The organism is Affinundibacterium seohonense, from assembly GCF_014284305.1.
GTDB lineage: Bacteria > Pseudomonadota > Gammaproteobacteria > Burkholderiales > Burkholderiaceae_D > Undibacterium > Undibacterium seohonense.
In genome coordinates, this window is sequence record NZ_JACOFW010000002.1 from 134,421 (window position 1) to 159,577 (window position 25,157).

Below are 25,157 nucleotides of genomic sequence, written 5' to 3' on the forward strand. Positions count from 1 at the left end.
GCGTATGAAAGTTTTGCATTTTTATCGTACTTACTACCCCGACAGTTTTGGTGGTGTTGAACAAGTCATTCGACAGATGGTGACGGGATCTTCCCGTTTGGGTATTGATGCTGAAGTGTTGACTTTGACGCGTGATAAAGCGCATCTTGACATTGAGTTTGAAGGGCATCTAGTACATCGAGCACCTTTGAACGTGGAGATCGCCTCGACCGGATTCTCTTGGTCTGCATTCGCGCGTTTTAAGCAATTAGCAGAGAAGGCCGATCTTGTTCACTACCATTTTCCTTGGCCCTTTATGGATTTGGCGCATTTCGCTTGTCAGATTAAGAAGCCCAGCGTGGTGACTTACCATTCCGATATCGTACGTCAAAAATATTTGTTTAAGCTGTATCAACCTCTACAAAATCAATTCTTAAATCGGGTAGATCGTATCGTTGCGACCTCCCCAAATTATTTAGAAACCAGTCCAACGCTGGCGAGGTTCAAGGATAAAACAGAAGTTATCACTTATGGCTTGGCACAGGATATTTATCCCGAGCCTGATCTGGCATGCGTCGAACAATGGCGCACCCGGTTCCCGCAGCCATTCTTTTTGTTCGTTGGCATGCTGCGTTATTACAAGGGCTTGCATGTGTTGCTGGAAGCGGTGAGTGGAACGCAAATTCCTGTGGTCATTTTAGGGAACGGCCCGGTCGAAATCGAGTTGAAGCAACAAGCGCAACGATTGGGTTTGCATAATGTGCATTTTCTGGGGGCATTGCCTGAGCAAGATAAAGTAGCGTTGATTAAACAGTGCTATGCGCTGGCATTCCCTTCTCATCTGCGTTCCGAGGCGTTTGGTATCACCTTGTTAGAAGCGGCGATGTTTGGTAAGCCTATGATTTCCTGTGAGATTGGAACAGGCACTTCGTATGTGAATTTGCATCAACAGACTGGCTTAGTGATTGCGCCCAGCGATCCACAAGCATTGCGTACCGCCATGCAAAAACTGTTAGCTCATCCTGAGCAGGCGGCGCAAATGGGTATTCGCGCCGCTCAGCGTTATCAGGAACTGTTCACCGCTGAACGTATGGCAAGTAAGTACAAACAACTCTACGAACGCTTGCTCTAATTTATTGAGTGGTCGAGGAATGTAGAGTTGCGTGCTTGTGAACGGCAACTTCGAATGTTGTATCCAACCAGTGATTGCCAATAAAGACCGCTTTATCGACGTTAATTACATCAAATACTAAGAGATTATCTGACCATTCAAAGTTTTGATCTAAGTGCGATTCTCCACGGGTTAGTGCGGTGGTAATCGAATACGAACCAGGCCCTAAGTTACACTCAAATGGCAAGGTGTAAACCAATTTGTCGCCAGTCTGCAGATCTTTTTGCACTAGCTTAGTATGCCAAGTATTACTGCCCCAAATCACGCTGCCTTGTTTATCTCTGAGCATGACGCCGAACACAAGTTCGCCAATCTCTCCATGTACGTCAACTTCACAGTGCAGTTTGAGTTTTTGCCCAACCTGCGCGACGGCCAACTCTTCGGTAGAGTTTTCTGGCAGCAAGGAAAGGTGTTTTACTGTCGCAGTACCATTGCCTGATTTGGTCTTTAACCAGCCTTGTTGATCGCGCGATTGCTCGATTTGCGCGCGTTCATTTTCTTTTAGCGCGATCATTGCGTTGTAAAAATCGACGACTTCATCGGGCGCACCTTGTTTGAGGATATTGCCTTTATCAATCAAAATCACACGGTCGCACAAAGAACGCACCTCGCCCATGCCGTGAGTGACTAAGATAATCGACGTCCCTTGTTCTTTAAATTGTCGAATGCGTTCGAAGCTGCGGTGTTGAAAATAACTATCGCCAACCGAGAGAATCTCATCAACGATCAAGATGTCAGGACGCACGGCGGTGGCGACCGCAAAAGCCAAGCGAGCCTGCATACCACTGGAATAAACGCGCAATGCTTGATCAAAGAAGTCGCCAATCTCGGCGAAGGCTTCAATTTCGGGAATCAATTGATCTAGCGCGGCAGTACTCAGCCCCATCAATCCACCGGCCATGTAGGCATTCTGTCTGCCTGTAAATTCGGCGTTAAAACCTAGGCCCAATTCCAGCATGGCACTGACTCGGCCATTGACCGCAATCTCACCGACACTCGGTCTGACCGTGCCGGTAATCATTTTCAATAAGGTGCTTTTACCCGCGCCATTTTGACCGATGATGGCAATGGCTTCGCCTTGCCCGACCGTAAAACTGATGTCTTTATTGGCCCAGTATTGGTAGGCAGGTTTAACTGGCAAGCCCATCCAACTAAAAAGTCGATGATGTACGCTATTAAACTTGGTATAACATTTCCCCACGCCTTTGACGTTGAGGACGGTTTGTGTCGAGGTATTCATAAAGCATCTACCAAATCTGCGCTGGCGCGACGAAAAACCCAAAAAGAAAAAAGGAACAAACCAGTGGCGATGCCAAATGGGATAAAGAGATCTCCCCAGATCGGAAACTTCCCAAACAGCAGGACGTCTTGGTAAATTTTAACTAATCCCGACATGGGATTGAGCTGCAACAGAGGCGCAAAGTGCTTGGGTAAACTGGATGCCGTATACACCACGGGTGTGAGCCAAAACCAGAGCGGCAGGACAATGCCAACGACCTGCCCAACATCGCGTGAAAACACATTGAGAAGGCCAAGCAAAATACCCAAACCAAACGCCAACAAAACGATTAGCAAAGTTCCTATGGGTAGTACTAACCATGCCACATTGGGCGCATGCCCTAAGAATAAAAACACCACCGCAATTGCGATGAGCAAAAGGACGTGATTGAGTAGGGCGCTACCGCCCACGATGAACGGCAAGCACAGCCGGGGAAACGAGATTTTCTTTAGTGTATTGGAATACTCAATAAATACAGTGGTGCAGCGATTGACGATCTCTGCGAACAAACCCCAAGCGGCCGTGCCTGCCATGAGATAAATCGCGTAGCCAGTTTTGCTATCGATATTCGGTAATCTGGCAGCCAAAAGCTCAGACAATACAAGGGCAAAGATAGTCGTTTGCGCCAAAGGATTGAGGATCATCCATAATGCACCTAATTTACTGCGTGCAAAACGACCACGAAATTCTGCCTTAATGGAAGACAGCATAAAGTGGCGGAAATGCCAAAGCGAAATGAGGACTTGTTTCAATTTATTCTCGATACAGGATAGTGAAGGTAGTAAGCTTAATGCCGGTCAATCAATTGAGGCGGCCGAGACGTGCTGACCGCGTCAAGATTGATGAGAAAGGTATCCTTAGATCTATCCTTCAATGCGACCGTAAATATCGCCAAAGCGCACGATGTCATCTTCGCCTAGATAGGTGCCAGACTGCACTTCAATGACTTCAAGATCGCAGTCACCATGATTCTCCAAACGGTGTTTTACACCTAAAGGAATATAGGTAGACTCATTTGCCTTGAGTGTCATCACATCATCGCCGCGGGTGACTTGCGCCACACCAGACACCACAATCCAGTGTTCGGCGCGATGTTGATGCATTTGCATAGATAAGCGGCCACCGGGTTTGACCACGATGCGTTTAACTTGAAAATGCTCCCCCTTATCGACGGAATCGTAATGTCCCCAAGGTCGATACACTTTGCGATGATGGCTAGTCTGTGGATATGATTCTGCATTCAGGCGATTGATGATGCGCTTGATATTCGTCGTACCAGTTTTATTCGTCACTAGCACCGCATCCGGGGTTTCTACGATGATCACATCGTCCAAGCCTAAACATGCCACTAAGCGACTATCAGAAACAATCAGGCAATTGCGCGAATCTTCGACCAACACGTCACCGCGACTCGAATTGCCATCCTCATCTTTGTCAGAAACTTGCCATACCGCATCCCATGCACCCACATCTGACCAGCCTGCATCGAGTGGTACGACGCTGGCAGAAATGGCTAGTTCAGGTTGACTGGCGAGTTTTTCCATGACGGCATAATCGATGGAATCGGACGGGCAATTCTCAAACGCTTCTTTATTTAAGCGTACGAAATCACAATCCATTTTGGCTTCATGTAAAGATGCGACGCAAGCTTCGTACATCGCTGCATTCAGATGCTGGATCGCTTTGAGCCAGACACTGGCACGCATCATAAAAATGCCGCTGTTCCACAAATATTTGCCGCTAGCCAAATATTGCGCTGCGACCTCGGCATTAGGTTTTTCAACGAAATTGAGTAATGCGCGTGTGTTGAACGTATCTTGTGAGGCACCAACTTCGATGTAGCCGTAACCAGTTTCAGGACGGTTTGGAATGATGCCAAAAGTGACCATGCAATCAGCGACAGCATGTTTTAATCCGGCACTGATAGCACGATGAAAAGCCGGTGTGTCGGCAATATTATGATCGGCTGGCATCACCAGCATGATGCAATCTTGTCCATTGCTGATTGCGGAAAGCGCGGCGACGGTTAATGCCGGGGCGGTATTTCTACCCACTGGCTCAAGTAGCAAAGTTTGTTCTGTACAGCCAATAGCGCGTAGTTGTTCTGCGGTAATGAATCGGTATTCTTCGTTGCAAACAACGATCGATTTGTTGGAAACTGGTAAATCGTCGACAAAATTTTGCACACGTGAGACTGTCGCTTGCAGCATAGTCTCTTCATTAAATAGCGAGAGTAATTGTTTAGGGTGTTTTTCACGAGATAGGGGCCAAAGTCGTGTGCCTGAACCCCCCGAAAGAATCACGGGTTGGAGAAACATTGTTTGCTTTCTGAGATCGATGATGTGATGCTTTTCATTGAGGGACTTAGCAATGCAGATATGCATTTTAGCTAGGTGAATTCTTAGGCAATGAAAAGCGCAGCGCAGGAGGCGTTAATAAAATTCACATTGTACATGCAGACCGCAAAAAATAGATTTTTAACTTCGTCATCAAATTGTACGGGATAAAAACATATTTCAATTGTGGGGGTATTTTTATTTCATCATTTATACTCTCACTTTTGTCGTATAACGGCAGTCGCAATGGAATTAAACGCAATGGATAATCAGCATGTTTCAGGGCAAGGCGCTCGGCAGGAAAGTGCTCCTCACAAGCTACGTAGTTTTGGCGGTCGTCGTCATTTGGTGACTGAACAATTACCGATTGAAGAGAATTTTGGTTCACTGCCCGATCCTGTTATCCCAGCGTTGCGCAGGCCAGCAAGTGAAACGATCCGTTTCGAGACTACGCCTTTTCCAACCAGCGAATCTCAAGTTCCCCAATTACCGCAGACGCCGTCACCTGCATGTGAGCATTTTCCAATTCTTGCAAATGAGGAAGTGCACGAGCCTGGTGTCAAAGCTTATATCCTAAGAAAATTCAATAGTTTTACGCGCCCTGGCATATCTATCAAAGAAAGAATTCGCTCCCTGCCTCTTATTGGATATGCCATGGCATGGGGAAATGCGCTTTCTAAACTCGCGGTCACTCGGCATCATCATCAGTTAGCACTGGAGAACTTACGTGAGCAGAATCAAATATTGCGTGAGGATATTTTGATGATGCATCAGAAATTGAATGCCTTGGAGCGTGCCGACCAGCAATTTGAATTATCTCAAAAGCATTTGCAAACTGAGTTGCAAAGAGTCGCAACGAGTTTTGAATTGACGTATTGCGAACTAAGAGAACTGCATGCCTCAATTGCAGAAATGTTTGTCGCCATCTACCAAGGGCCAAACAGTTTGCTGGGCAGTATTCATGCCAGTTTGGTAGATGGAATAGCGCGATTTGAAGCAACAAATGAAAAAATTAATCGCTTGCGCAATGATATTGATAAAGTCAATGTGCGAACCAAAACCATAGAAGATAGTCAAGCTGATGCACGCTTACGTCAACTTGAAAATATGGATGGTGGCAACCGATTGATGAAGTTAGAACAATTGGAAATTGCGCGCAAATTAAATCAGTTAAGTCATCTCATCCGCAAGCAACAGCGGGATCAAAATGTAGCGGTACATGCCAACGTGAACGAGCAAAATCTGCAGCAGCAAGTGAGCCAAATTGAGCAACGCTTGAAGAGCCTGGTGTTGACCGCGTCATCAAGTGATGAACATAAGTATGAGACCGGCAAAGACATCGCTCATCTCGATCAATTTTATATTGAATTTGAAGATAAATTTCGCGGTTCCAAACAGGAGATCAAACAACGTCTGCGCGCCTATTTGCCCTACGTCGATGCATTTGCAAGGGCTTCTGATGATCAAGGTCGGTGTTTCGTCGATGTTGGTTGTGGGCGTGGCGAGTGGTTAGAATTGCTTGGTGAACTTGGCATTCCCGCGTTAGGAATTGACATGAATGCCGCTATGGTCGATGCCTGTATCGCGTCGGGTTGTGCAGCCAAAGTGGATGACGCGATTGCTTATCTGCAGCGGCAACCAGCTGGCAGTTTGGCAGGCGTGACAGGTTTTCATATTGTCGAACATTTGCCGTTTGAAACGCTGATTGCTTTATTCGATGCAGCGTATGCGGCTTTGGGTGATGGGGGCATTTTGATTTTCGAAACGCCCAACCCAGAAAACATGATCGTAGGCTCATGCAATTTCTATTACGATCCTACCCATCGCAATCCCATCGTGCCAGCAGTGGCGGAGTTTATCGCGACCCAGCGCGGTTTCACGAAGGCAGAAATCCTGCGCCTACATCCATTTCCTGAAAGTTATCGTGTGAAAGACGAAGGTTTTTCCGGTGACATCATTAATCAATTTTTCTATGGCCCACAAGACTATGCACTTATTGCGTGGAAATGATATGCAAGTGACTTCTATTCATCAATTTAGTTTTGCCTGCAGTACTGGCGATGGCGTCACCAATAGTTTGTTTTATATTCGCAAGCTGCTGCGTGAGTTTGGGTTTCATTCAGAAATTTACTCTGAGACGATTCCCAATGAATTGCGCTCTGAGATCAAAGATTTGTCCGAATTGGTTGATGAAGATGGCACGCTTTTGCTCTCTCATCATTGCATGGGATACGACAACTGGAAATGGCTGCTAGGCCTGCGTGTGCCAAAAGTCATGGTGTATCACAATATTACGCCGATTGAGTTGTTACCAGATGATGGCGACATTCGACGCTGGGCGCAATTAGGTCGCGATCAGTTGCATGAATGGGCACCACATTTTTTGGGCGCGATCGGCGTTTCCAGCTTAAATAGTGAAGAGTTAACGAGCAATTCGTATGCGAATGTCGCCACCATTCCTCTCCTTGTCGACTTTGAAAAATTAAGGCAAGTGACGCCCGACTTTTCGGGATTCGACGAGTTTCAGCATACCTACAACGTGTTGTTCGTTGGCCGTATTTGTGAAAACAAAAAACAAGACGAGCTGATTGAAATGATGCATCACCTGCGCTATCGCTCACGGTCGCCAGTGCGTTTGATTTTGGCCGGTGCCGTGACGAGTGGATTGTATAAAGCCGTCATCGAAAAACGCATTCGCGAATTAGGCTTGGACGCGCACGTGAGCTTTGTCGGTAAAGTCAGTGATGAGAGATTGCTAGGGCTATATCAAAGTGCAGATGTATTTGTCTCTATGAGTGCGCATGAAGGCTTTGGTATGCCTTTGATTGAGGCGATGCAGTACGAGCTTCCCGTTATCGCCAGAAACAGCAGCAATATCGCTGCTACGCTAGGCTCTGGTGGCATGTTACTGCCATCGCATACGAATCCATGGGAATTCGCTCAAGCGGTCGCTAAGTTGATGGATGCACCTGCACTGCGGCGACAAATTCTAGCCAAGCAACATGATAATCTGGAGAGGTTTTCAAAACGTACTGTGTTGTCACAATTGAGCACCTATTTGCAGCAAATTGGTGTGACCATTCCTAAGCCAGTAGAGATCCAACAAGGTTTTGATTTCTCATCTCGCTGGCGCATTGAAGGACCATTTGACTCGACGTATAGTTTGGCGATTGTGAATCGGCAGCTGGCACTGGCGTTGCAAGCGCAGGGTGTCGATGTTAGTTTGCGATCACATGAAGGGCATGGTGATTTTGCGCCATCGGCATCCTTCTTACAATCTGATCCGCAGTGCGCGCACATGTATCAGCGAGAATTGTCCGAGAAGATGCCACCTTACGCCGCCCTGCGGTTTTGCTATCCACCCTATGTCAATGACATGGCTGCTTCGGTGCGCGTGGTGCACTCGTATGGTTGGGAAGAAACTGGGTTTCCGCAAGACTATGTTGATGGTTTCAATCGCCGCCTCGACTTGTTGACAGTACTGTCAAACTCGGTCGCAAAAAATTTGCGTGACAGCGGGGTTCGTATTCCGATTGCGGTCACTGGCGCTGGGGTTGATCATCTATTGAATCTGGAACCAGAGTCGCTACCAGTCGGATTGTTGGATGACTGCAAACAATTTACATTTTTGCATATTTCTTCCTGTTTTCCTCGTAAAGCGGTTGATGTACTGTTACGTGCTTATGGTGACGCATTTCGGAGTACGGATGACGTGTCTTTGTTGATCAAGACCTTTCACAATATTCATAACGAGGTGCAGCAACAAGTAGACGCCTTGCGAGAAAATGATCCTGAGTTTCCTCATGTTCTGATTAGTTTTGAAGAATTAAGTCAAGCGCAAATGGTGTCTTTGTATCGCGCCGCAGATGCTTTCGTAGCGCCGAGTCGAGGTGAGGGTTTGGGCTTGCCGATGGCGGAAGCTATGTTGTTTGATTTGCCTGTCATTACCAATGGTTGGGGCGGGCAGACAGATTTTTGCGACGCCTCGACCGCTTGGGTTTGTGATTTTCAATTCGCCAAAGCTGATACGCATTTATCCCTGACTCACTCCTTGTGGGCAGAACCAAGCATGGGGCACTTGACGCAGTTATTGCGCGAGGTTCATGCCTTAGACGATGCTGATCGCAGAAGAAAAACAGATGAGGCTAAAAAGCGCGTTACGCAATCACTCAGTTGGTCAAAAGTCGCTGCGAATGTGATCGCGGCGATGGCGGCGTTGAAGCAAGAAGCGCTGCAGCCGAATACACCGAAAATTGGTTGGCTCAGCACTTGGAATGCTCGTTGCGGCATCGCTAATTACTCGCAATCCTTGGTGCAGGCGATTCCGCAAAACCGTCTCTTGATATTGGCAAATCATATTGCCGAACGTGTAGAAATTGATGGTCCCAATGTTATTCGGTGTTGGAACGCTAGTGATAGCGAATCCTTGGATTACGTCCTGGAAACTGCCTTGGAACAAGGGCTAAAATCCATTGTCATACAATACAATTTTAGTTTTTTTACCTTAAACACCTTAGCTTTATTCATTCGTCGATTGAAGTCCGAAGGCATTAGTGTTTTTATTTTCTTCCACTCCACTGCTGATGTTGTCTTGCCAGAGCAAACCAAGTCCTTAAGAACGATTCAACACGAACTGCAAATGGTTGACCGTATCTTTGTACACGGTATTGACGATATGAATCGGCTGAAAGCCTGGGGCTTATTGGATAACGTGATCTATTTTCCACACGGCATTCCTAGGGCTCAGAACCAGAGTTCAGAGCCTATCGCGCTAGACAGTCAAGAAATCGTCATTGCTTCTTATGGATTTTTGTTGCCACATAAAGGCATTCTGGAATTGATTGAAGCCTTTGCCATGCTGCTTGATCAACGCAGTAACTTACACTTATTGCTGCTCAATGCGATTTATCCTGTGTCCGTTTCCCAAGATCTTGCGCGTCAATGCCGTGCAAGAATCACGCAATTACAGTTGCAGGATAAGATCACTTTTATTTCAGACTTTTTAACAGAAGCTGAGACCCAGCAGTTACTGTCAGAATCGGATGTAATTGTCTTCCCTTATCAGGAAACACAAGAGTCCTCTAGCGCTGCGGTTCGAGTTGGACTGGCTGCGCGTAAGCCGGTGGTTGTGACACCACTGAGTATTTTTGAAGACGTCGATAATGTGGTGCTCAAACTGCCAGGCACCAATGCTACCCAAATTGCGGAGGGCTTACACAAACTGCTGGCGACACCAGAGACATTCTTGCAAAGACAAGAGATTGCCGATCAATGGTTGTCGGAGCGAGATTGGCCTGGTTTATCAAACCGACTGCTGAATATTATTGATGGACTCGCTAATAGCTTTGAGGTCAAGGCTTAACAATCGCCTCTGGTAATGTCAACGCAATCAGCAGTAGTCGGAATTATTTCTTGTTGGTGTTGGGATCGTCCACACCAACAGTAGCAACGTGCTTGAGTTGTTCAGGTTTGCGCACGATTAAGATGGTGCCTTGTTTCTCAAGAATATTCATTTTCATCAAAGTGTGAATAGCTCTGGAGACCGTTTCCCTGCTGGTATTGACCATGATGGCAATTTCATGCTGCTTTGGCAATCCTTCAATGACTTGGCCATCTTTAGATTCCCGCACAAATGTTTGTAATTGTGCGAACACCCGTTGAAATGCGTTTGGAATACTCAGTAAGGTGCGTTGGCTAGAGGCGGAACGTACGATTTGTGCGAAATGGGTCAGCAATCGCTTTGCAATTAATGGGTGATGGAAAATTAACTCGCGTGCCTGGCCGCTCGGCAAAAAAGCCACCTCTGATAACTTGACGGAAATGACTGAGGCGGAGCGTGGCTGCCCATCGATGACAGAAAGTTCGCCGAAGTACGCCCCTGGCTGAATAAAGTGAATACCGATTTCGCGCCCTTCCTCGCTGAGATCAACAACTTGTAGTTTGCCGCTGATTAAAAATGCTAGGCTGTCCGCAGTGTCCCCTTTGCGCATGACAATGTCATGGCTTTGAAAGCTTTTGCAAGACATGAGATTGGCCACTTTTTTTAAAGACGGCTCATCAAAATCCTTAAACAGGGGAATATTCGCAGCGATTTCTAAAGCAATTGGCATGAATTATTAAATCGATATGTATTGTGATAGTAGGTCGATTGGGAAAGAAAATTTATGGTTTAGTTCACAAGTGAGGCGCAAAGACTTGACTTAAAGTGAAAAATAAACTTAATTTCGGCTTCAAGAACAACAAATGAAATGAACTGTTGTAAAATCGCGTGTATATTTATAAGCTGAAATGAGAGTATAAATAGATTCAAGTGATTTTAGCTGTTTTGAGGAGTGTTTGGTGCTATGCAAAGATTTTTATATCAATTTCATAAAGTTGCGATTTTAGCGGTACTACTCGCGACCTTATCCGGATTTGTTCATGCGAATGAAGTCGCAGGCACCGTATCGTTCATGGTTGGCGATGCCAGCACTTTATCCTCTTCAGGTCAAAAGCAGGCTATTAGCCGCGGCGCCAATATTCTAGCTGGTCAAACGATTTTGACTGGCGACAACGGACACGTACACTTAAAAATGATAGATGGTGCATTCGTCAGTATTCGCCCATCTTCGAAATTTAAAATTGAAGAATATCTGTTTAATGCGTCTGAGCCTAAAAAAAGTAAAATCAAATTCGTTTTAGAACAAGGCACTGCACGAAGCATCACAGGTAAAGCTGGTGAAAGCGCGAAAGAGTCTTATCGCTTGAATACGCCTTTAGCAGCGATCGGCATTCGCGGTACCGACTTTGTTGTGCAAACTGAGAAAAATGTTACGCGTGTGGTGGTACAGAGCGGTGCAATCGTCATGACGCCTTTAAATGATGAGTGCTTGTCCTCCTCGTTTGGCCCATGCAACACACCGACTGCCAGAGTGTTGACGGCGGCGATGCGCGACGCCTATCTCGAATTGCGCAATCACAAAGATGCGCCTACCTTGATTCCAAACGAGAAAAATCTGGCCTCACCTAATTTGTTGTCTCCTCCTAGACCAGAGGAGCCAATGCCAGAGAAAAATAACAAGCCGGTTTCCGTGACCACGCCAGTGGTACCGGGCGATTTGACTCAGGTTGTGAAAGAAACTTCAGTAATTAATCAGATTGAAGCGATTAACAATAGTAAGCCGGTTGAGCCAAAACCAGTTGAGCCTACCAAGCCAGTCGATCCTAAGCCTGTTGAGCCAGTTGTCGTGACACCTGTTGATCCAGTGGTGGTTGTACCTCCAGTTGAAACAAAGCCAGAGGTACCGGTTGAAGTGAAGCCAGAACCTGTTATTCCTGCAAAAATTTGGTGGGGGCGTTGGCAGGCAATAGCGGGCGGTGATGGCTCAACTTACAATCCAGCCATCGCTCCTGATCGTGAGACCAGCATGTCCAATGTGGTATTTGGATTGTTCCGTGAAAAAGGCGATGTGGTCTTGCCAAGCGCAGGTGTTGCTCAATTTAAGCTGGCCGAGTCCGAAGTTTATTTACGGGGTGCAGATCAAACCCTCACAGCGGGTACGGTTGCGAAGCCAAGTCTGACAATTGATTTTGGTAATCGTACTTTTGATACAAGTTTGACTGTCAATGTCAGTGGTGTTAATTCGACGGAAATCCACTCTGCTGGAAAAATTTCATTCCAAGGGTTATTTCTGAGTGAAGTCAATTCACCCGATACGTTGGTAGCAGGTACGCTCTCTAAGAATAGTGATCAAGCTGGTTACTTGTTTCAACGTGGCCTTGCAGGTGGTGCCATGATAATTGGCGCAACGCGCTGGGTGCAATAGCCTCCTTTGGTTGCGCCTTATCGTTCAGGCTTGGCTATGACAACAAAAAGAAATCAGTTGCAACGACTGATTTCTTTTTTTTAGTGCTTCCATATGGTTCGCGAGAAAATTCGCCTGCTGGTGTTATTGATCGCGCTTTGCCTCTCAATTCTTAGCGCAGACTTTTTCCCAGAGATTATCCGTCCACTCGACAATGCGCTGAATGACTGGCGTGTTCGCATTAGCGTACGGATCGCGCAATGGCATGCTGAAAAAAATCATCTCGACTTAAAAGAACGACGTTTTGTGATCATTGACATCGATGAGCGTAGCGTTCTGGAGCAGGGTCCTTGGCCTTGGTCGCGCGAGAAGATTGCAGAAATGATGAAAATTCTTCTAGATGAGTATGCCGTGTCGGGATTGGCGCTAGATATCGTGTTTCCAGAAGAAAAAACATCTGACAACTTGTTAGCGCAGCAAATTCAGCGTCCCGAAGTGACAGGAGCTGTCGTCTATGATCTGTTAAATAGGCAGCTGCCAGCCTTAACGCATTTGCCAGATTTTGCGGATTCCATGACTTTCTCGAATGGTGTTCCTTTAGCATTTGGTGTGCCCGTCACAAGTAACAATCCTAAGGTTTTGCCAAGGCGACTTGGTCACATTACGCCATTGATCGACGAGGACGGTACGATTCGACGCTTGCCCCCCGTGATTTGTTCTAAAGATGGATCCAAAAATTGTCGGCCATTGTTAGAAATAGTCGCTTTCTCAGGTTTAATGAGCGATATTCGTTATGAGTTTCATCGAGGCTCAGGATGGCTCAAGCCTTATTGGGAAATGTGGCTTAAAGATGGTGCTGATGCTATCGTTGCTAAGGTGCCGCTCAACCGGGATGGTACGATCGCTATTCCTTATCGCCACGATGTAGATAGCTGGCTGGCTATCGCGGCGACTGATATCTTAAACCGCAAAGTCGACTCTCGTGTAATCAAGGGCAGCATTGCTTTGGTTGGTTCCACTGCACTTGGTACATCAGACGTGATTTCGACGCCCATTAAGGAGGTCGCATCGGGCATCGAGCCCCATGCGGAGGTGCTATCCGCACTTTTTGATAATCACTTCCCTTACATACCGAAGTATTCCCAACTGTTTACGCTGTTTTTATTGCTGCCTTTCTCTGTGTTGTTATTTGGTATGCTGAAAGCGATCAGATCAGCTTTGGTAACAACATTGATCTATCCCATGTGGGCTCTATTTTCTTTGCTCGCAGGCTTCTCAATTGCCGTGAGTATTTTTTGGCAGTTCCAGATCATTCTTCCTTTGTCTTCATTTTTAATATTTCCCTTCTTGACGATTGTTTTTTGCCTGTTGTTCGAGCTTCATAAATCGTTTGGCGATAAGGTCAGCGTGATCGGCTTACTTGCTGCTTATGTGCCCAAACAAGTCGCAAGCAGGTTGGCATTAACTGATCGAAAAAGAAACGCGATTGACACCAATATCGATGCATCCCGACGTGAAATTTCCGTACTCTTTGCCGATATTCGTGGATTCACAGGCTTGGTTGAGCGATGTAAGCCTGAAGTGATTGCGAGTCTCATGCAAAGAATATTTACTGAAATGGCTGATTCAGTAGTGCAACATCATGGTACTATTGATAAGTTTATCGGTGATGCCGTAATGGCGTTTTGGAATGCCCCAGATGACGACCCTCTACATGCGCAGCATGCATGTGCCGCAGCGCAAGAAATTGTCGCGCGAATTCAAGGCCTAGGTGACTTTTGCAGAGAATTGGGGATAGAGCCAATTAGTATTGGCATTGGTGTCGAAACAGGTTTTGCTTTGGTCGGTAATTTTGGTTCTGAACATCGCAGAACCTACACTGCACTTGGTGAAACCGTTGTCCTCGCAAGTCGAATTGAAGGACTCACCGCGCAATATGCAAAAAATATTTTGGTCGGCGAACACTGCGCACAAAAATTGGGTGTTGAGTATTTTGACTATTTGGGAGAAGCTGCTATCAGAGGGCGCCAAAAGACCGTTTCCGTTTACTCTCCATTGGAATGATCCTTATCGACGACTGTCCACAAAAATTTGGCTGACTTTACTAACCCGTTTGTACTTTCTCAACTTATCAACAATCAGCTATGCCGGATTTCTGTGTGCAGAATCCGTATCTCTAAGTTAGATCAATTTATTCATAATTCTTTCATGCGTTTTTTGTTTAGTTTTCTTTTTTCTTGCGCTCTGTTATTCATCGGGGTCGATCACGCCTGCGCGCAAAAAAATTCCAAAACAGAACAAGACATCTTGATGCAGTTAAAGACGTTCCCGCATGTGTATGATTTGGTTGTGCAATCAAAACTAAAAGAGGCGATTGAGGAGCTCAATAAAAGCGCAACAGACAATGAAGCCAATCCGATATTCTTTAATTTGTTAGGTGTATTACAAACACAACAAAAAGATTATGCTTCGGCTGCAATTTCATTCGAGCGTGTAGTTTTGATCGAGCCTAATAATGCCGGTGCATGGCTAGATTTAGCGATTGCGAGCTTGGAATCTGGAAGCGTCGTCAGTGCCAGTAGTTATTTTGACTATATAGAGACAAATTTCCCGCCGCCTGCGCCCTTAAAAAAAATGATGCAGTCATACAGGAAACGTATTGAGCTCATGCAAAGAGCGGATCGTAAGTGGCGTTTTTCGACTGACGCCATGCTAGGTTATGACAGCAATGCGAATAGTGGATTGCAAGTTGCTGTCATTCCAGTAACTTTTGGAGCAGACCGCGTAGAGTTAAAACTTGATCCTAAATATCAAGCGCGAAGCGATCAATTCGCACAAATGTCTGCAAATACACAGTTTCACCAAAACTATGCAACATTCGGGCTGGACTTCGGTTTGGCAGCTAAGCTACGCCAATATCGAATTGAACATAATTTTTCAAGTGTCGAGTTGAGTAGTAATCTTGCACTGCAACGTCCAACCGATTTTGGGTTAGCTAGTATTAGTATGACGGCCGATTACAATGCTTTAGCCGCCAAATCATTACTCAATAGCATGCGCGTTAACGGTTCCCTAGAGAGAAATCAGTGGGGCTGTCGCTATGGAGGAGGTGTCGAGTTGGAGTTGCGGCGCTATATCAACTTAAAAGAATTAAATGCCAATACCACTTGGCTGCAACTTGGTGGCGCCTGCAACGTACGCATCTTGCCAAAGCCTACTCACGTCGCTTTGATTTTGCGGGCAGGCCACGATAGACCGACAGGCAGTAGAGCGGGTGGACGCACCGTCAAACATGACCTGATTGTCCAGGTGGGCACATCTTTATCTGCCAATTGGCGTTTGGATCTGAGTGCAAACATATCGAATGGGCAGGATGACAGTGGTTACAGTGCTTTGTTGGAAAGCAACGCCGCTCGTTATTTACGTCGCAACATCTATCGCGCCCAAATAACTTACCCGCTCGATACAGATACGGATCTGTTTTTGCGAGTTGATGATAATAAGATACGATCAAACATTCCCCTCTTTACCCAATCTGGCAAGACTGCCAGTTTCGGCCTGCAAAAGCGCTTCTGACGCACATAACGGCGCGGTAGTTTTGTCTGCAAATTTACACTTAAAGTAAATTCTTACAATGTGCATACAAACAAGTGTTTACATTGAAATCATGATCTGCAGTAAAATCATGGACTACTGCGCATATTAGTTTCAAACAATAAAAAGTTTGTTAGGCGGTAAAAAAGTGAGTTGACTTGTTGTTTTTACGAAAAAAGATTGTAAACGTGATGTACATCACGTTTATTTCCGTTGCGCGTATTTACTATACGCTCGACAAGTAGCGCAACATGGCTGACTTGCAGTTTCTTTAATTAATATTAATTTCCTTTTAGGAGTTACACACATGGCTGTTACTACACAAATGCGCACGCAAGTGACTCAGTTGTACGTTTCTCTCTTTGGCCGCGCGCCAGAGGCAAGCGGACTGGGTTACTGGGTGCAGCAATTAGGCGAAGGTAAGTCGTTGCAAACGATCGCGCAAGACATGTTCAATGTTGCGCCATCACGCGTTTACTATCCTTCTTATTTGACTAACGAAGAAATCGTTGCCAAGTTCTACGTCAACGTATTGGGTCGTACTCCAGATGCAGGTGGTTTGGCTTACTGGACTGGCCGTTTGAATACAGAATCTACAACTGGCACAGCAGCAAGCAAAATGAACGCTGTTGGTACAGTGGTTACTGAATTGTTGGCAGCGGTAGTTGGCTACAACGGCACAGATGCAGCAGCGTTAGCTTCACAATCTTTGTTGAACAACAAAGTTGCAGTTGGTTTGCACTATGCAGTTGATTTGGGTGGTAATGATGTTGCATTCGCATCTACATTGATGCCTTTGGTAACTACAGGTCCTACCGGTGCTGCTTTGGCATTGGCTGCTGTCGATGGTACACAAAGCTACACGTTGACAAACGGTATCGACAAAGCAAGTGCTAACGTCTTTAATGCTAAGCCAGTGTACACACCAGGCGGCAACGACTTTATCAACAGCTTGCAAGATGAAGATTCATTGACAGGTGTTGGCGTAAATCCAACATTGAATGCAGTTTTGGGTCAAGCAAACGATGCAGCAGAAGGCATGATTTCTCCTATCTTGACTAATATCCAAACAGTCAACGTAGAAGTTACAGGCACAACTGGTATCGATTTCCAAGACGCTACTGGTGTTAAGAGCTTGAATATCAACCGCATCACAGCAACAAATGCGGCAACAAAAATGACGGATTTGGACAAATCCACTACAGATATCTCTGTATCTAACGCGACTCGCGGTGGCACAGTTGAGTTCCTGTACAAAGAAGACAATCTGTTGGCAACTGACAATGCATTGAACGTAGGTTTGAGCAACACACGTTTGAGCGTATTGACAATCGGCGAAACAGGCGATGACGCTGGTGAAGACAAAGGTTACGGCTTTGAAACAGTCAATGTAACTGTTGCTCAATCTAGCAACATCGATAACTTCACAATTGGTTCAAACCAACGTGAAGATGTAGCTGGTACAACAGCGGCACCTGCAAATCAAACAGTGAACATCACTGCAAATGCAACGACTGAAATCAATAACTTGCAAGCAGTTGGCGCAGAATTCATCAACTTGGTAGCAAATGCTGAAGTGATGATCGCTGCTGATGAACGCAATATTTTGCAAGCGTCTAACGACGGTATCAACACTAACGATTTGCGTAAACTGGTCATCACTGGCGCAGCTAACGTGACTATCGACGGCTTGAACGGTCATATCGATGAAAAATTGACAATCAATGGCGACGTTGGCACAACTTTGGTTGTTGACGCTTCTGCAATGACTGGCAATTTGAAATTGGGCGTACAAGCTGCAGCTGATGCAAACAATTCTGGCACATACGCTAACCGTACAGATAAAGACGTGAGCATCACTTCTGGTTCTGGCAACGACATCATCGAAACTTACACAGCATTGGCTGGTGATATCAGCACTGGTGCTGGTGATGATTCCGTGTTGATCAACAACGGTGCAACTACAGCAGTTTGGACAAACGTCGAAGGCGTTTCTACAATCAACACTGGCGCTGGTAAAGATTTGGTACGTGCAGCGGATTTGTTGGCAACAGCAGATGACGTATTGGCAGGTAACACAACATTCGGCGAAGTGACAGCAGCTTCTGTTGTAACTGGTGAAGGCGACGACACAGTTACAGTAGCAAACTTGTCGAACAACAAAGACTGGAACAACGGCGTATTGACAGACAGCAATGTTGATGACACATACTTCGTTAAAGGTGCTTCTATCTCCACAGGCGCTGGCGCTGACGTAATCACAGTAGCAACGGTTGCTGAAGGTGCAATGGTTGATGCTGGTGCAGATAACGATACATTGAAGATCGATATCAACGGCGGCACAATCTTGGCTGGTGATGACACAGTTAAGAATGGCGCAGCAACACCAGTATTCAGAGAAGTTGCTCTGGACGGTTCTGTTGATGTATTGGGTGCTATCGTTGAAATGGGTGACGGCGACGATACAATCACGATCGCTGATGCAGTGTCTTTGGCAACAGCGGCAACAACAATCGTTGGCACTGATGCTGAGTTGCGTGCTGGTGCAGGTAACGACGTATTGAACGTAACAGCATTGGACGCAGTTTCTGTAACTTCTGCTACAGACGCAGCAACTAAAGATACAAACGTTAACATCACTGGCGTTGAAACAGCAAACTTCACAGTCGCAAATCAGATCGATTTGGGAACTGCGACAGCAACTGGCGCGACAGAAAACGACAACGTTGAAACTGACGGTGCTATCACTGCAGACGTAATGCGTTTCGACACAGCGTTGGCAGCAATCAACCTCGTATCTCAAGAAGTCGCAATGTTGCAAGATGCGTCTACTGAAATCTACGAAGCTGGTCAAGCAACTGCATTCACACTGAATAACTTCCGTGATGGCATCGCTTTGACATTGAAAGCAAACGAAGCAACTGGCGTTTCTGCTGGTAAGTTGAAAGACGACGAAGCAGTTGACGTCAACTTGACAGTTAACAATGCAGCAGCACGTGGTCACGCAGAAGGCTTCACATTGAATATCGCTGAAGGTAGCGGCGCATTCGATTTGAACTTGAACTTGAACGCAACAGCAACTGACACAGTTGGCAATGCTGCTTCTAAAACTGACGACGACGACATGCGCGTTGAAAACGTTACAGTTAAATTGGCTGCAGACGACCAAGGTCACTACATCAATTTCAACAACTTCGGCGATGCAGTGCATTCCGATGCAATGTCTGAAGGCAGCAAAGTTGTTAACACATCATTGACAGTAACAGGCGGTACAGCTGGTACAACATTGGTGTTGGATAACGTGTCTACTGACAGCGTTAATGCAACTGGCGCAGCAAATGTTAAGTTGAAAACAGTTGGCAGCAACAACTACGTCATCAACACTGGTAGCGGCAATGACGTTATCAACATGTTCGGCGACGACGTACGTGCTAACGATTTGTCTGACGATCCAGCTGATGCTGATTCTGTTGACACGATCGATGAAGCAGATGCAATCAATGCAGGTTCTGGTAACGATCGTATGATCATCAACGGTAACGACAATCTGGGTAATTTCGCAGCATTGGGCGGTTTGACTGATGATGACGTATTCAACAAGATCAAATCTGTTGAAAGCATCGAAGTACAAGGTGGTGGCGCAAACACAATCATCATCGATGAAGCAGCTGCAACTACAGGCACAAACCTGCAAAACATCTACTTCACAGGTGCTGGTGCACAAACTACAACCGTACAAATTGGTAACAACTTTGTTAACAACAACGGTACAGTAGCAAATACATTGAACTTGGATTCCACAACAAGCTTCACAGCAGACAAAGGCGCAGCAGCTAAGTCTGGCGCGTTGACGTTGACTATCGACAATCAAGATACAGATCAAGATCAAGATTTGATCAACTTGAACGTTATGGTTGGCATGGAAAAAGGTACTGATGTTAATTTCTTCAATACTGGCGATAGCAAAGCTACAGTCAATATCACAGCAACAGTAGCTGCTAACTCAGCAAATACAGTTGGTAAGAGCATCGGTGCTGCTAACGGCAATTTGTCATTAGAAGTTACTACTGGTTCTATCGATAAAGTTACATTGTTGGATTCTGCTGATGCAGCTGACACAAACGACAATGGTCAAATCACTGTCACTGTTGACAATAGCTGGAGCAAATCCACATTAGAATTCGACGCGTCTGCAATCATGAACGACGACGAAGCTGGTATGGACTTGGCTGTTGAAGAAATCGAAGGTTCTGGCGATCCAGCAGTAACACAAGTTGCTGGTATCGACTTAGGTGATACAGGTGGTTTGGTATTCAATGGCGCAGGCGAATTGGATGCAAAATTGATCGTTCGCGGTACACAAAACGACGATGACATCACAGGTAGCAGCCAAGACGATACATTAGACGGCAATGCAGGCGACGATATCATCGTTGGCGGCTTGGGTGCTGATGCGATCTCTGGTGGTGCAGGTAACGACTTGTTGGTTGGTGGTGTTGGTAAAGACTCTATCTCTGGCGGCGACGGCGATGACTTCATCAACGGTGGTTTGGGTGCAGATGCATTGGATGGTGGCGACGGTGAAGACACGTTCTACTACACATCCGTAACTGAATCTAACGGCGGTGACGCTGACGTGATCACAGGCTTCGTATCTGCTGATGACACTATCGAAATCGATGGCGTTGTAGCTGGTAGCGCAGGTCAAGATTTCATCAACTTGGCATCTTTCAAAGAAGTGTCAACAGCTGGTGACGGCGACAACTCCTTAGCAGGTAACACTGGTGCTGGTAATGCAGTATTGGGTGATGCTTACTATGCAGCTGACTCTGGTCAATTGGTAATCGACGTTGACGGTAACGGCGACATCACTACTGGTGCTGACATCGTGATCAAATCTGCAGGCAAAATCACTGCAGCTGACATCAACTACACAATCACAGCTGGCGCAGGTAATGACTTCATCCGCGGTGGTCAAGGTTCTGATGACTTGAACGGTGGTGCTGGTAACGACACATTCGTATTGTTGGGTTCTTTGTCTGAAGCAGACGCTTCTGCTTATGCAGCGGCTTACCAAGCTGGTGGCAGTGTTCCTGCAGCAGTATTGGGCGCGACATTGGCAGCAGTTGATACGAAGATGATCGCAGCAAGCGAATTGATGTCTAGCCGCACAGCTACTGAAGTTAATGCTGGCGACAAGATCAACTCAGCAGGTGCAGATGCAACGGATACTATCCATGCATTCGGTACAGCTGATCTGAGCAACATCAACGCTGGTGCAGCATTGAATGTTGGTACTTTGGTTGTTCACTCTGCAGTGACTTTGACTTATGCTCAAGTAACATCATTGAACGCAATCGTATTCGACGGCAACATGCCACACGCCGTGACATTGAAAAATGATGCTAGCACAGGCGCAGATACAGTTGCAGCTCTCTTGGCTAAGACATTCTTCTTGGCAGCAGGCGCAGCAACAACAATCACATTGACAGCTCCAGACGGCGTATTGAAAGCTGCTTGGGATCCAGTTGACATGCGTATGGAAGTTGTTGCTGACAGCCGCGTTGTTGGTGGTGCTGCTGCTGGTACACCATTGCAAGGCTTGGGCGGCGCGAAGAACTTGTCTGACAAGACATACGCTTCTGCAGCTATCCAGTACGCTATGGGCTTGACAGGCTACGAAATCGTTGATGCAGCTGCAACTATCGCTGCTGGTACTACACCAGTGTTGAACGCAGCAGTTAGCGTCGCATTGACAGCCGGTGCAGCAAATGCAGCGGACTTGAACACAATCGACGGTAAGACAACTAACTTGGTTAATGCAACTGCAGTAAGCTTGTTGACTGGTACAGCGTTCGAATTGAACAATGCATTGGATGACCAATCTACGATCGACACAGCAGCTAACGTTGCAGTGCAATTGAGCGGCGCAGTAGGCTCTGTTCAAGTCGAAGCAGGTCTGTTGAATGCGATCAACGCAAACACAACTGGCATGGTCAACGCAACTGCTGCTGGCATGGTTTATGGTACAGCTGCTGATGTATTGAACTCCATGGATTCTCCAGCTGAGATGACAGTTAATCCTGACGTTTTTACAATTATCTATGATGCACAAGCTGCTGCTGCTGATTTGAACGCGATCGACGCATTGACAACAACAACTGTCAACGCGAACAACTACGTTGGTACAATCACTGGCACTTCCGCTGACGTATGGAACGCTATGGACGATCAAAACACGATCGATACAGGCTCTTATGTCAATGTTACGTTGTCTGGTTTGGTTGCTGCTGCTGATGTATTGAACATCGCTGGTCAAACTGGCGGTATTATCAATGCAACAACTGGTGTAACTGGCTTCACTGGTAGCGCTAATAACTTGAGCAACATGTTTGGTTTGGCTTATTTGTCTTACTCATCCACCGCACCAGTCACTGTAACAGGTACGACTGCTCAAGCTGCTGATCTGGTCAACATCGAAAACCACTCAGGTGTTACAGTCAATGCACTGGCAGTTACTGAGATCATCGGTACTGCAACTGAAGTGATGAACGCTATCGACGATCAAGTTGACACAGATACACGTCCTGATGTTGATGTCTTTTTGGTTAACGATGGTAACGGTATCGCTGCAACATTGAACGCGATCGACGCTGCAACAACTGGTATCGTTTATGCAGGTGCATACACGACTATCACTGGTACAGCTGCTGACGTGTTGAATGCTGTTGATAATCAAGCACAAATGGCTACAGGGCCTAACGTTGTGTTGATATTGGATGCTGGTACAACAACAGCAACAGTATTGAATAGCCTCGACTTTGCAACAAATGGTTTGGTGAATGCTGTTGCGATCACTGCTATCACTGGTACAGCCGCTGATGCTAAGAACGCAATCGACAATCAAGTAACAATGCAAACCAATGCTAACTTGGTAGTAACGGTCGCTGCTGGTGTTGCTGCTGCTGCTGATTTGAACGCGATCGACGCTGCGACACTCGCTGCGGTAAATGCAACTGCAGTGACAGAAATCACTGGTTCCGTTGCTGCGGTAATCGACGCAACTAACGATCAAGCACAATTGTCTACAGGTGGCGCGGTATTGGTTACTTTGGATGCTGCTGCAGGTGTTGCTGCTGCTGATTTGAATACAATCGACGGTGTAACTACTGGTTTGGTGAATGCAACTGCAATCACTTCAATCACTGGTGTTGCTGTTGCTGTATTGAATGCAGTGGATAACCAAGCGACAATGTCTACAGCGGCTAACGTTGCTGTAACAGTCACTGATGCGACAGTAGCTGCTGCAACATTGAACTCTATCAATGCTGCAACAACAGGTTTGGTTACTGCAACAGCCGCTACAACCATCACTGGTTCTATCGCTGAAGCAACTGCTGCTCTGGTTGACCAAACAGCAATCCTGACTTCTGCTTCCGTGAACGTGACATTGAACGATGTAACTACTACTGCAGCTGCATTGAACAACTTAGACTTCATCACAGCTTTAGGTGTCATCAATGCGAACACAGTAACGACAGTGACTGGTTCTGTAACTGAACTCACAACAGCGTTCCAATCTGCTGGTATCACATTCGGTCCAACAGCTGATGCAACAGTAACTGGCACAAGCACTATCACGCAATTGAACACATTGAACGCAACTGGCGTTGATGTGATCACTTTCGGTACAGCGTTTGCGACTACAACTACTGATGTTATCGATTTGACAGCTGCTGGTTTCGACGTTGGTGCACACACGATCAAGTACACAGCTGGTAATCAAACAGTTGCGTTCAACTTCACTGATCTTGGTGCAGCTGGTTTCAACGACGGTGATACATTCACACAAGCTGGCGCTGCAGACGTGATCCGTTTCGACGCAAACGACATCCTGGACTTGACAGCATTTGGTTTGGGTAGCTTGAATGCGCCGACAGCTCTGTACACTGCTACTAACCAAAAAGTTGGTGACAACGAATGGACTATGGTTCGTGGTAACTGGGTTGCTGGTACGTTCACAGTAGCTGCTGGTGGTGCAGATACATTGGTAATGTGGGACTCTAACGCCGCTGGTGTTGCAGTAACTCAATCTGCAGTTGTTATCACTGGTGTTCCATCCTTGACATTCGGTTCAACAATCTTGGTGTAATAAGATCGTTAGACTGTATGAATTACTCAGCTTAGAAGCCTTAAGCTGAGTAGGTAGGAAAATCGAAAAAGGGCATGTCTGTAATGGACATGCCCTTTTTCTTTATTGGTGCTTGGGAATGATTTGCGGGGAAGATTGTTGCGCGATTTGTAGTCCGAGCGATATTGATCTATGCGGTGATCTGAGTGAACAACAGCATGGGGCATTGGGTCTGTTGCGTGGGGAAAAGGACAGGCGTCAAGCGGTATGCTTTCGGTAGCATGTCGATCATCACTGACAAGCTAGGATTCCCATGATCTTCGTCAGCATTTAGCTTGTTTCCTTGATCAACCAACACCGCTGGATTCCTGCTAAAAGCACGCAGGAATGACGAGCATCACAGTGAAGTCAGCGTCGTCATGCCTACCGAGCATGTAAGAAAAGCGGGCAATTCAGAGTTCTATCAAATTGGGATAACGATGTCTGTTTGAAGATGCATGAGAAAGCACTTCAGAATACCGTAGAGAAACTGGTAGGTAGATGGAAAATGCTATGTGGTGTCGGTGCACCTAGCGATGTATGCTGTCTGCAACCCGAGTGTATGGATACAACTACGTCCGTCAATCTGCTATTGGTATCGATATTTAACCAAGTCGTCATCGAACCCGAATGAATCCTCGCCAGCGTTATTGCTATCAAACTGGACCTGATGCCGTGTTCAGAATTCACCTTTGCGCCAGCCAATCCTTGAAGGCGTGGATTACCAAATCAAAATTCGGCAATAGGAGTGAGGCTGTCTACTACCTAGATCACACCTCACTGGATTTCTAGCCTGTGTCTTTAGAAATCCGATGAAGTGCGACCTTAGCGTGGTCTCTATTTG

At 46.2% G+C, this 25,157-nt stretch carries 11 protein-coding genes; 7 read left to right on the top strand and 4 right to left on the bottom strand.

The features are described from left to right. Positions 1-4: 4 nt before the first annotated feature. Positions 5-1,111, top strand: a complete 1,107-nt coding sequence (locus tag H8K52_RS02680) for a glycosyltransferase family 4 protein (protein ID WP_186921176.1) — start codon at positions 5-7, stop codon at positions 1,109-1,111. A 1-nt stretch (position 1,112) separates the two neighbouring features. Here H8K52_RS02680 and H8K52_RS02685 read toward each other — a convergent pair whose 3' ends face one another. The 3 genes from H8K52_RS02685 to H8K52_RS02695 form a co-directional block, all read right to left on the bottom strand. Beyond that, positions 1,113-2,390 (bottom strand): ABC transporter ATP-binding protein, encoded by a 1,278-nt coding sequence (locus tag H8K52_RS02685; RefSeq protein ID WP_186921178.1) that lies wholly within the window; start codon positions 2,388-2,390, stop codon positions 1,113-1,115. Next, entirely contained in the window at positions 2,387-3,181 is a 795-nt protein-coding gene (locus H8K52_RS02690; protein WP_186921180.1) for an ABC transporter permease, read from the bottom strand. The genes H8K52_RS02685 and H8K52_RS02690 overlap by 4 nt, the downstream gene beginning before the upstream one ends. Before the next feature lie 111 nt (positions 3,182-3,292). Beyond that, a complete protein-coding gene (locus H8K52_RS02695; RefSeq protein WP_186921182.1) occupies positions 3,293-4,747 on the bottom strand; it encodes a mannose-1-phosphate guanylyltransferase/mannose-6-phosphate isomerase in 1,455 nt (484 codons plus the stop codon). 264 nt (positions 4,748-5,011) lie between these two features. Here H8K52_RS02695 and H8K52_RS02700 point away from each other — a divergent pair, with 264 nt between their 5' ends. After that, positions 5,012-6,775: a class I SAM-dependent methyltransferase gene (locus tag H8K52_RS02700; protein ID WP_186921184.1), complete on the top strand. Its 1,764-nt coding sequence runs from the start codon at positions 5,012-5,014 to the stop codon at positions 6,773-6,775. A 1-nt stretch (position 6,776) separates the two neighbouring features. Beyond that, positions 6,777-10,127 carry a glycosyltransferase family 4 protein gene (locus H8K52_RS02705; protein ID WP_186921186.1) on the top strand — a complete coding sequence of 1,117 codons (3,351 nt, stop codon included), beginning with the start codon at positions 6,777-6,779 and terminating at the stop codon, positions 10,125-10,127. 43 nt (positions 10,128-10,170) lie between these two features. On the opposite strand, the gene H8K52_RS02710 is transcribed toward H8K52_RS02705, so the two are convergent. Then, positions 10,171-10,875 (bottom strand): Crp/Fnr family transcriptional regulator, encoded by a 705-nt coding sequence (locus tag H8K52_RS02710; RefSeq protein WP_186921188.1) that lies wholly within the window; start codon positions 10,873-10,875, stop codon positions 10,171-10,173. Between the two features lie 234 nt (positions 10,876-11,109). On the opposite strand from H8K52_RS02710, the gene H8K52_RS02715 reads away from it, so the two are divergent. The 4 genes from H8K52_RS02715 to H8K52_RS02730 all read left to right on the top strand — a co-directional run bounded on the left by H8K52_RS02715 (position 11,110) and on the right by H8K52_RS02730 (position 24,295). Next, positions 11,110-12,570: a FecR family protein gene (locus H8K52_RS02715; protein ID WP_186921190.1), complete on the top strand. Its 1,461-nt coding sequence runs from the start codon at positions 11,110-11,112 to the stop codon at positions 12,568-12,570. A 93-nt stretch (positions 12,571-12,663) separates the two neighbouring features. Beyond that, positions 12,664-14,613 (top strand): adenylate/guanylate cyclase domain-containing protein, encoded by a 1,950-nt coding sequence (locus H8K52_RS02720; protein WP_186921192.1) that lies wholly within the window; start codon positions 12,664-12,666, stop codon positions 14,611-14,613. A gap of 144 nt (positions 14,614-14,757) precedes the next feature. Next, on the top strand, positions 14,758-16,125 hold the full coding sequence (locus H8K52_RS02725; protein ID WP_186921193.1) for a tetratricopeptide repeat protein: 1,368 nt from the start codon (positions 14,758-14,760) through the stop codon (positions 16,123-16,125). Between the two features lie 325 nt (positions 16,126-16,450). Next, positions 16,451-24,295 (top strand): DUF4214 domain-containing protein, encoded by a 7,845-nt coding sequence (locus tag H8K52_RS02730; RefSeq protein ID WP_186921194.1) that lies wholly within the window; start codon positions 16,451-16,453, stop codon positions 24,293-24,295. Positions 24,296-25,157 lie beyond the last annotated feature (862 nt).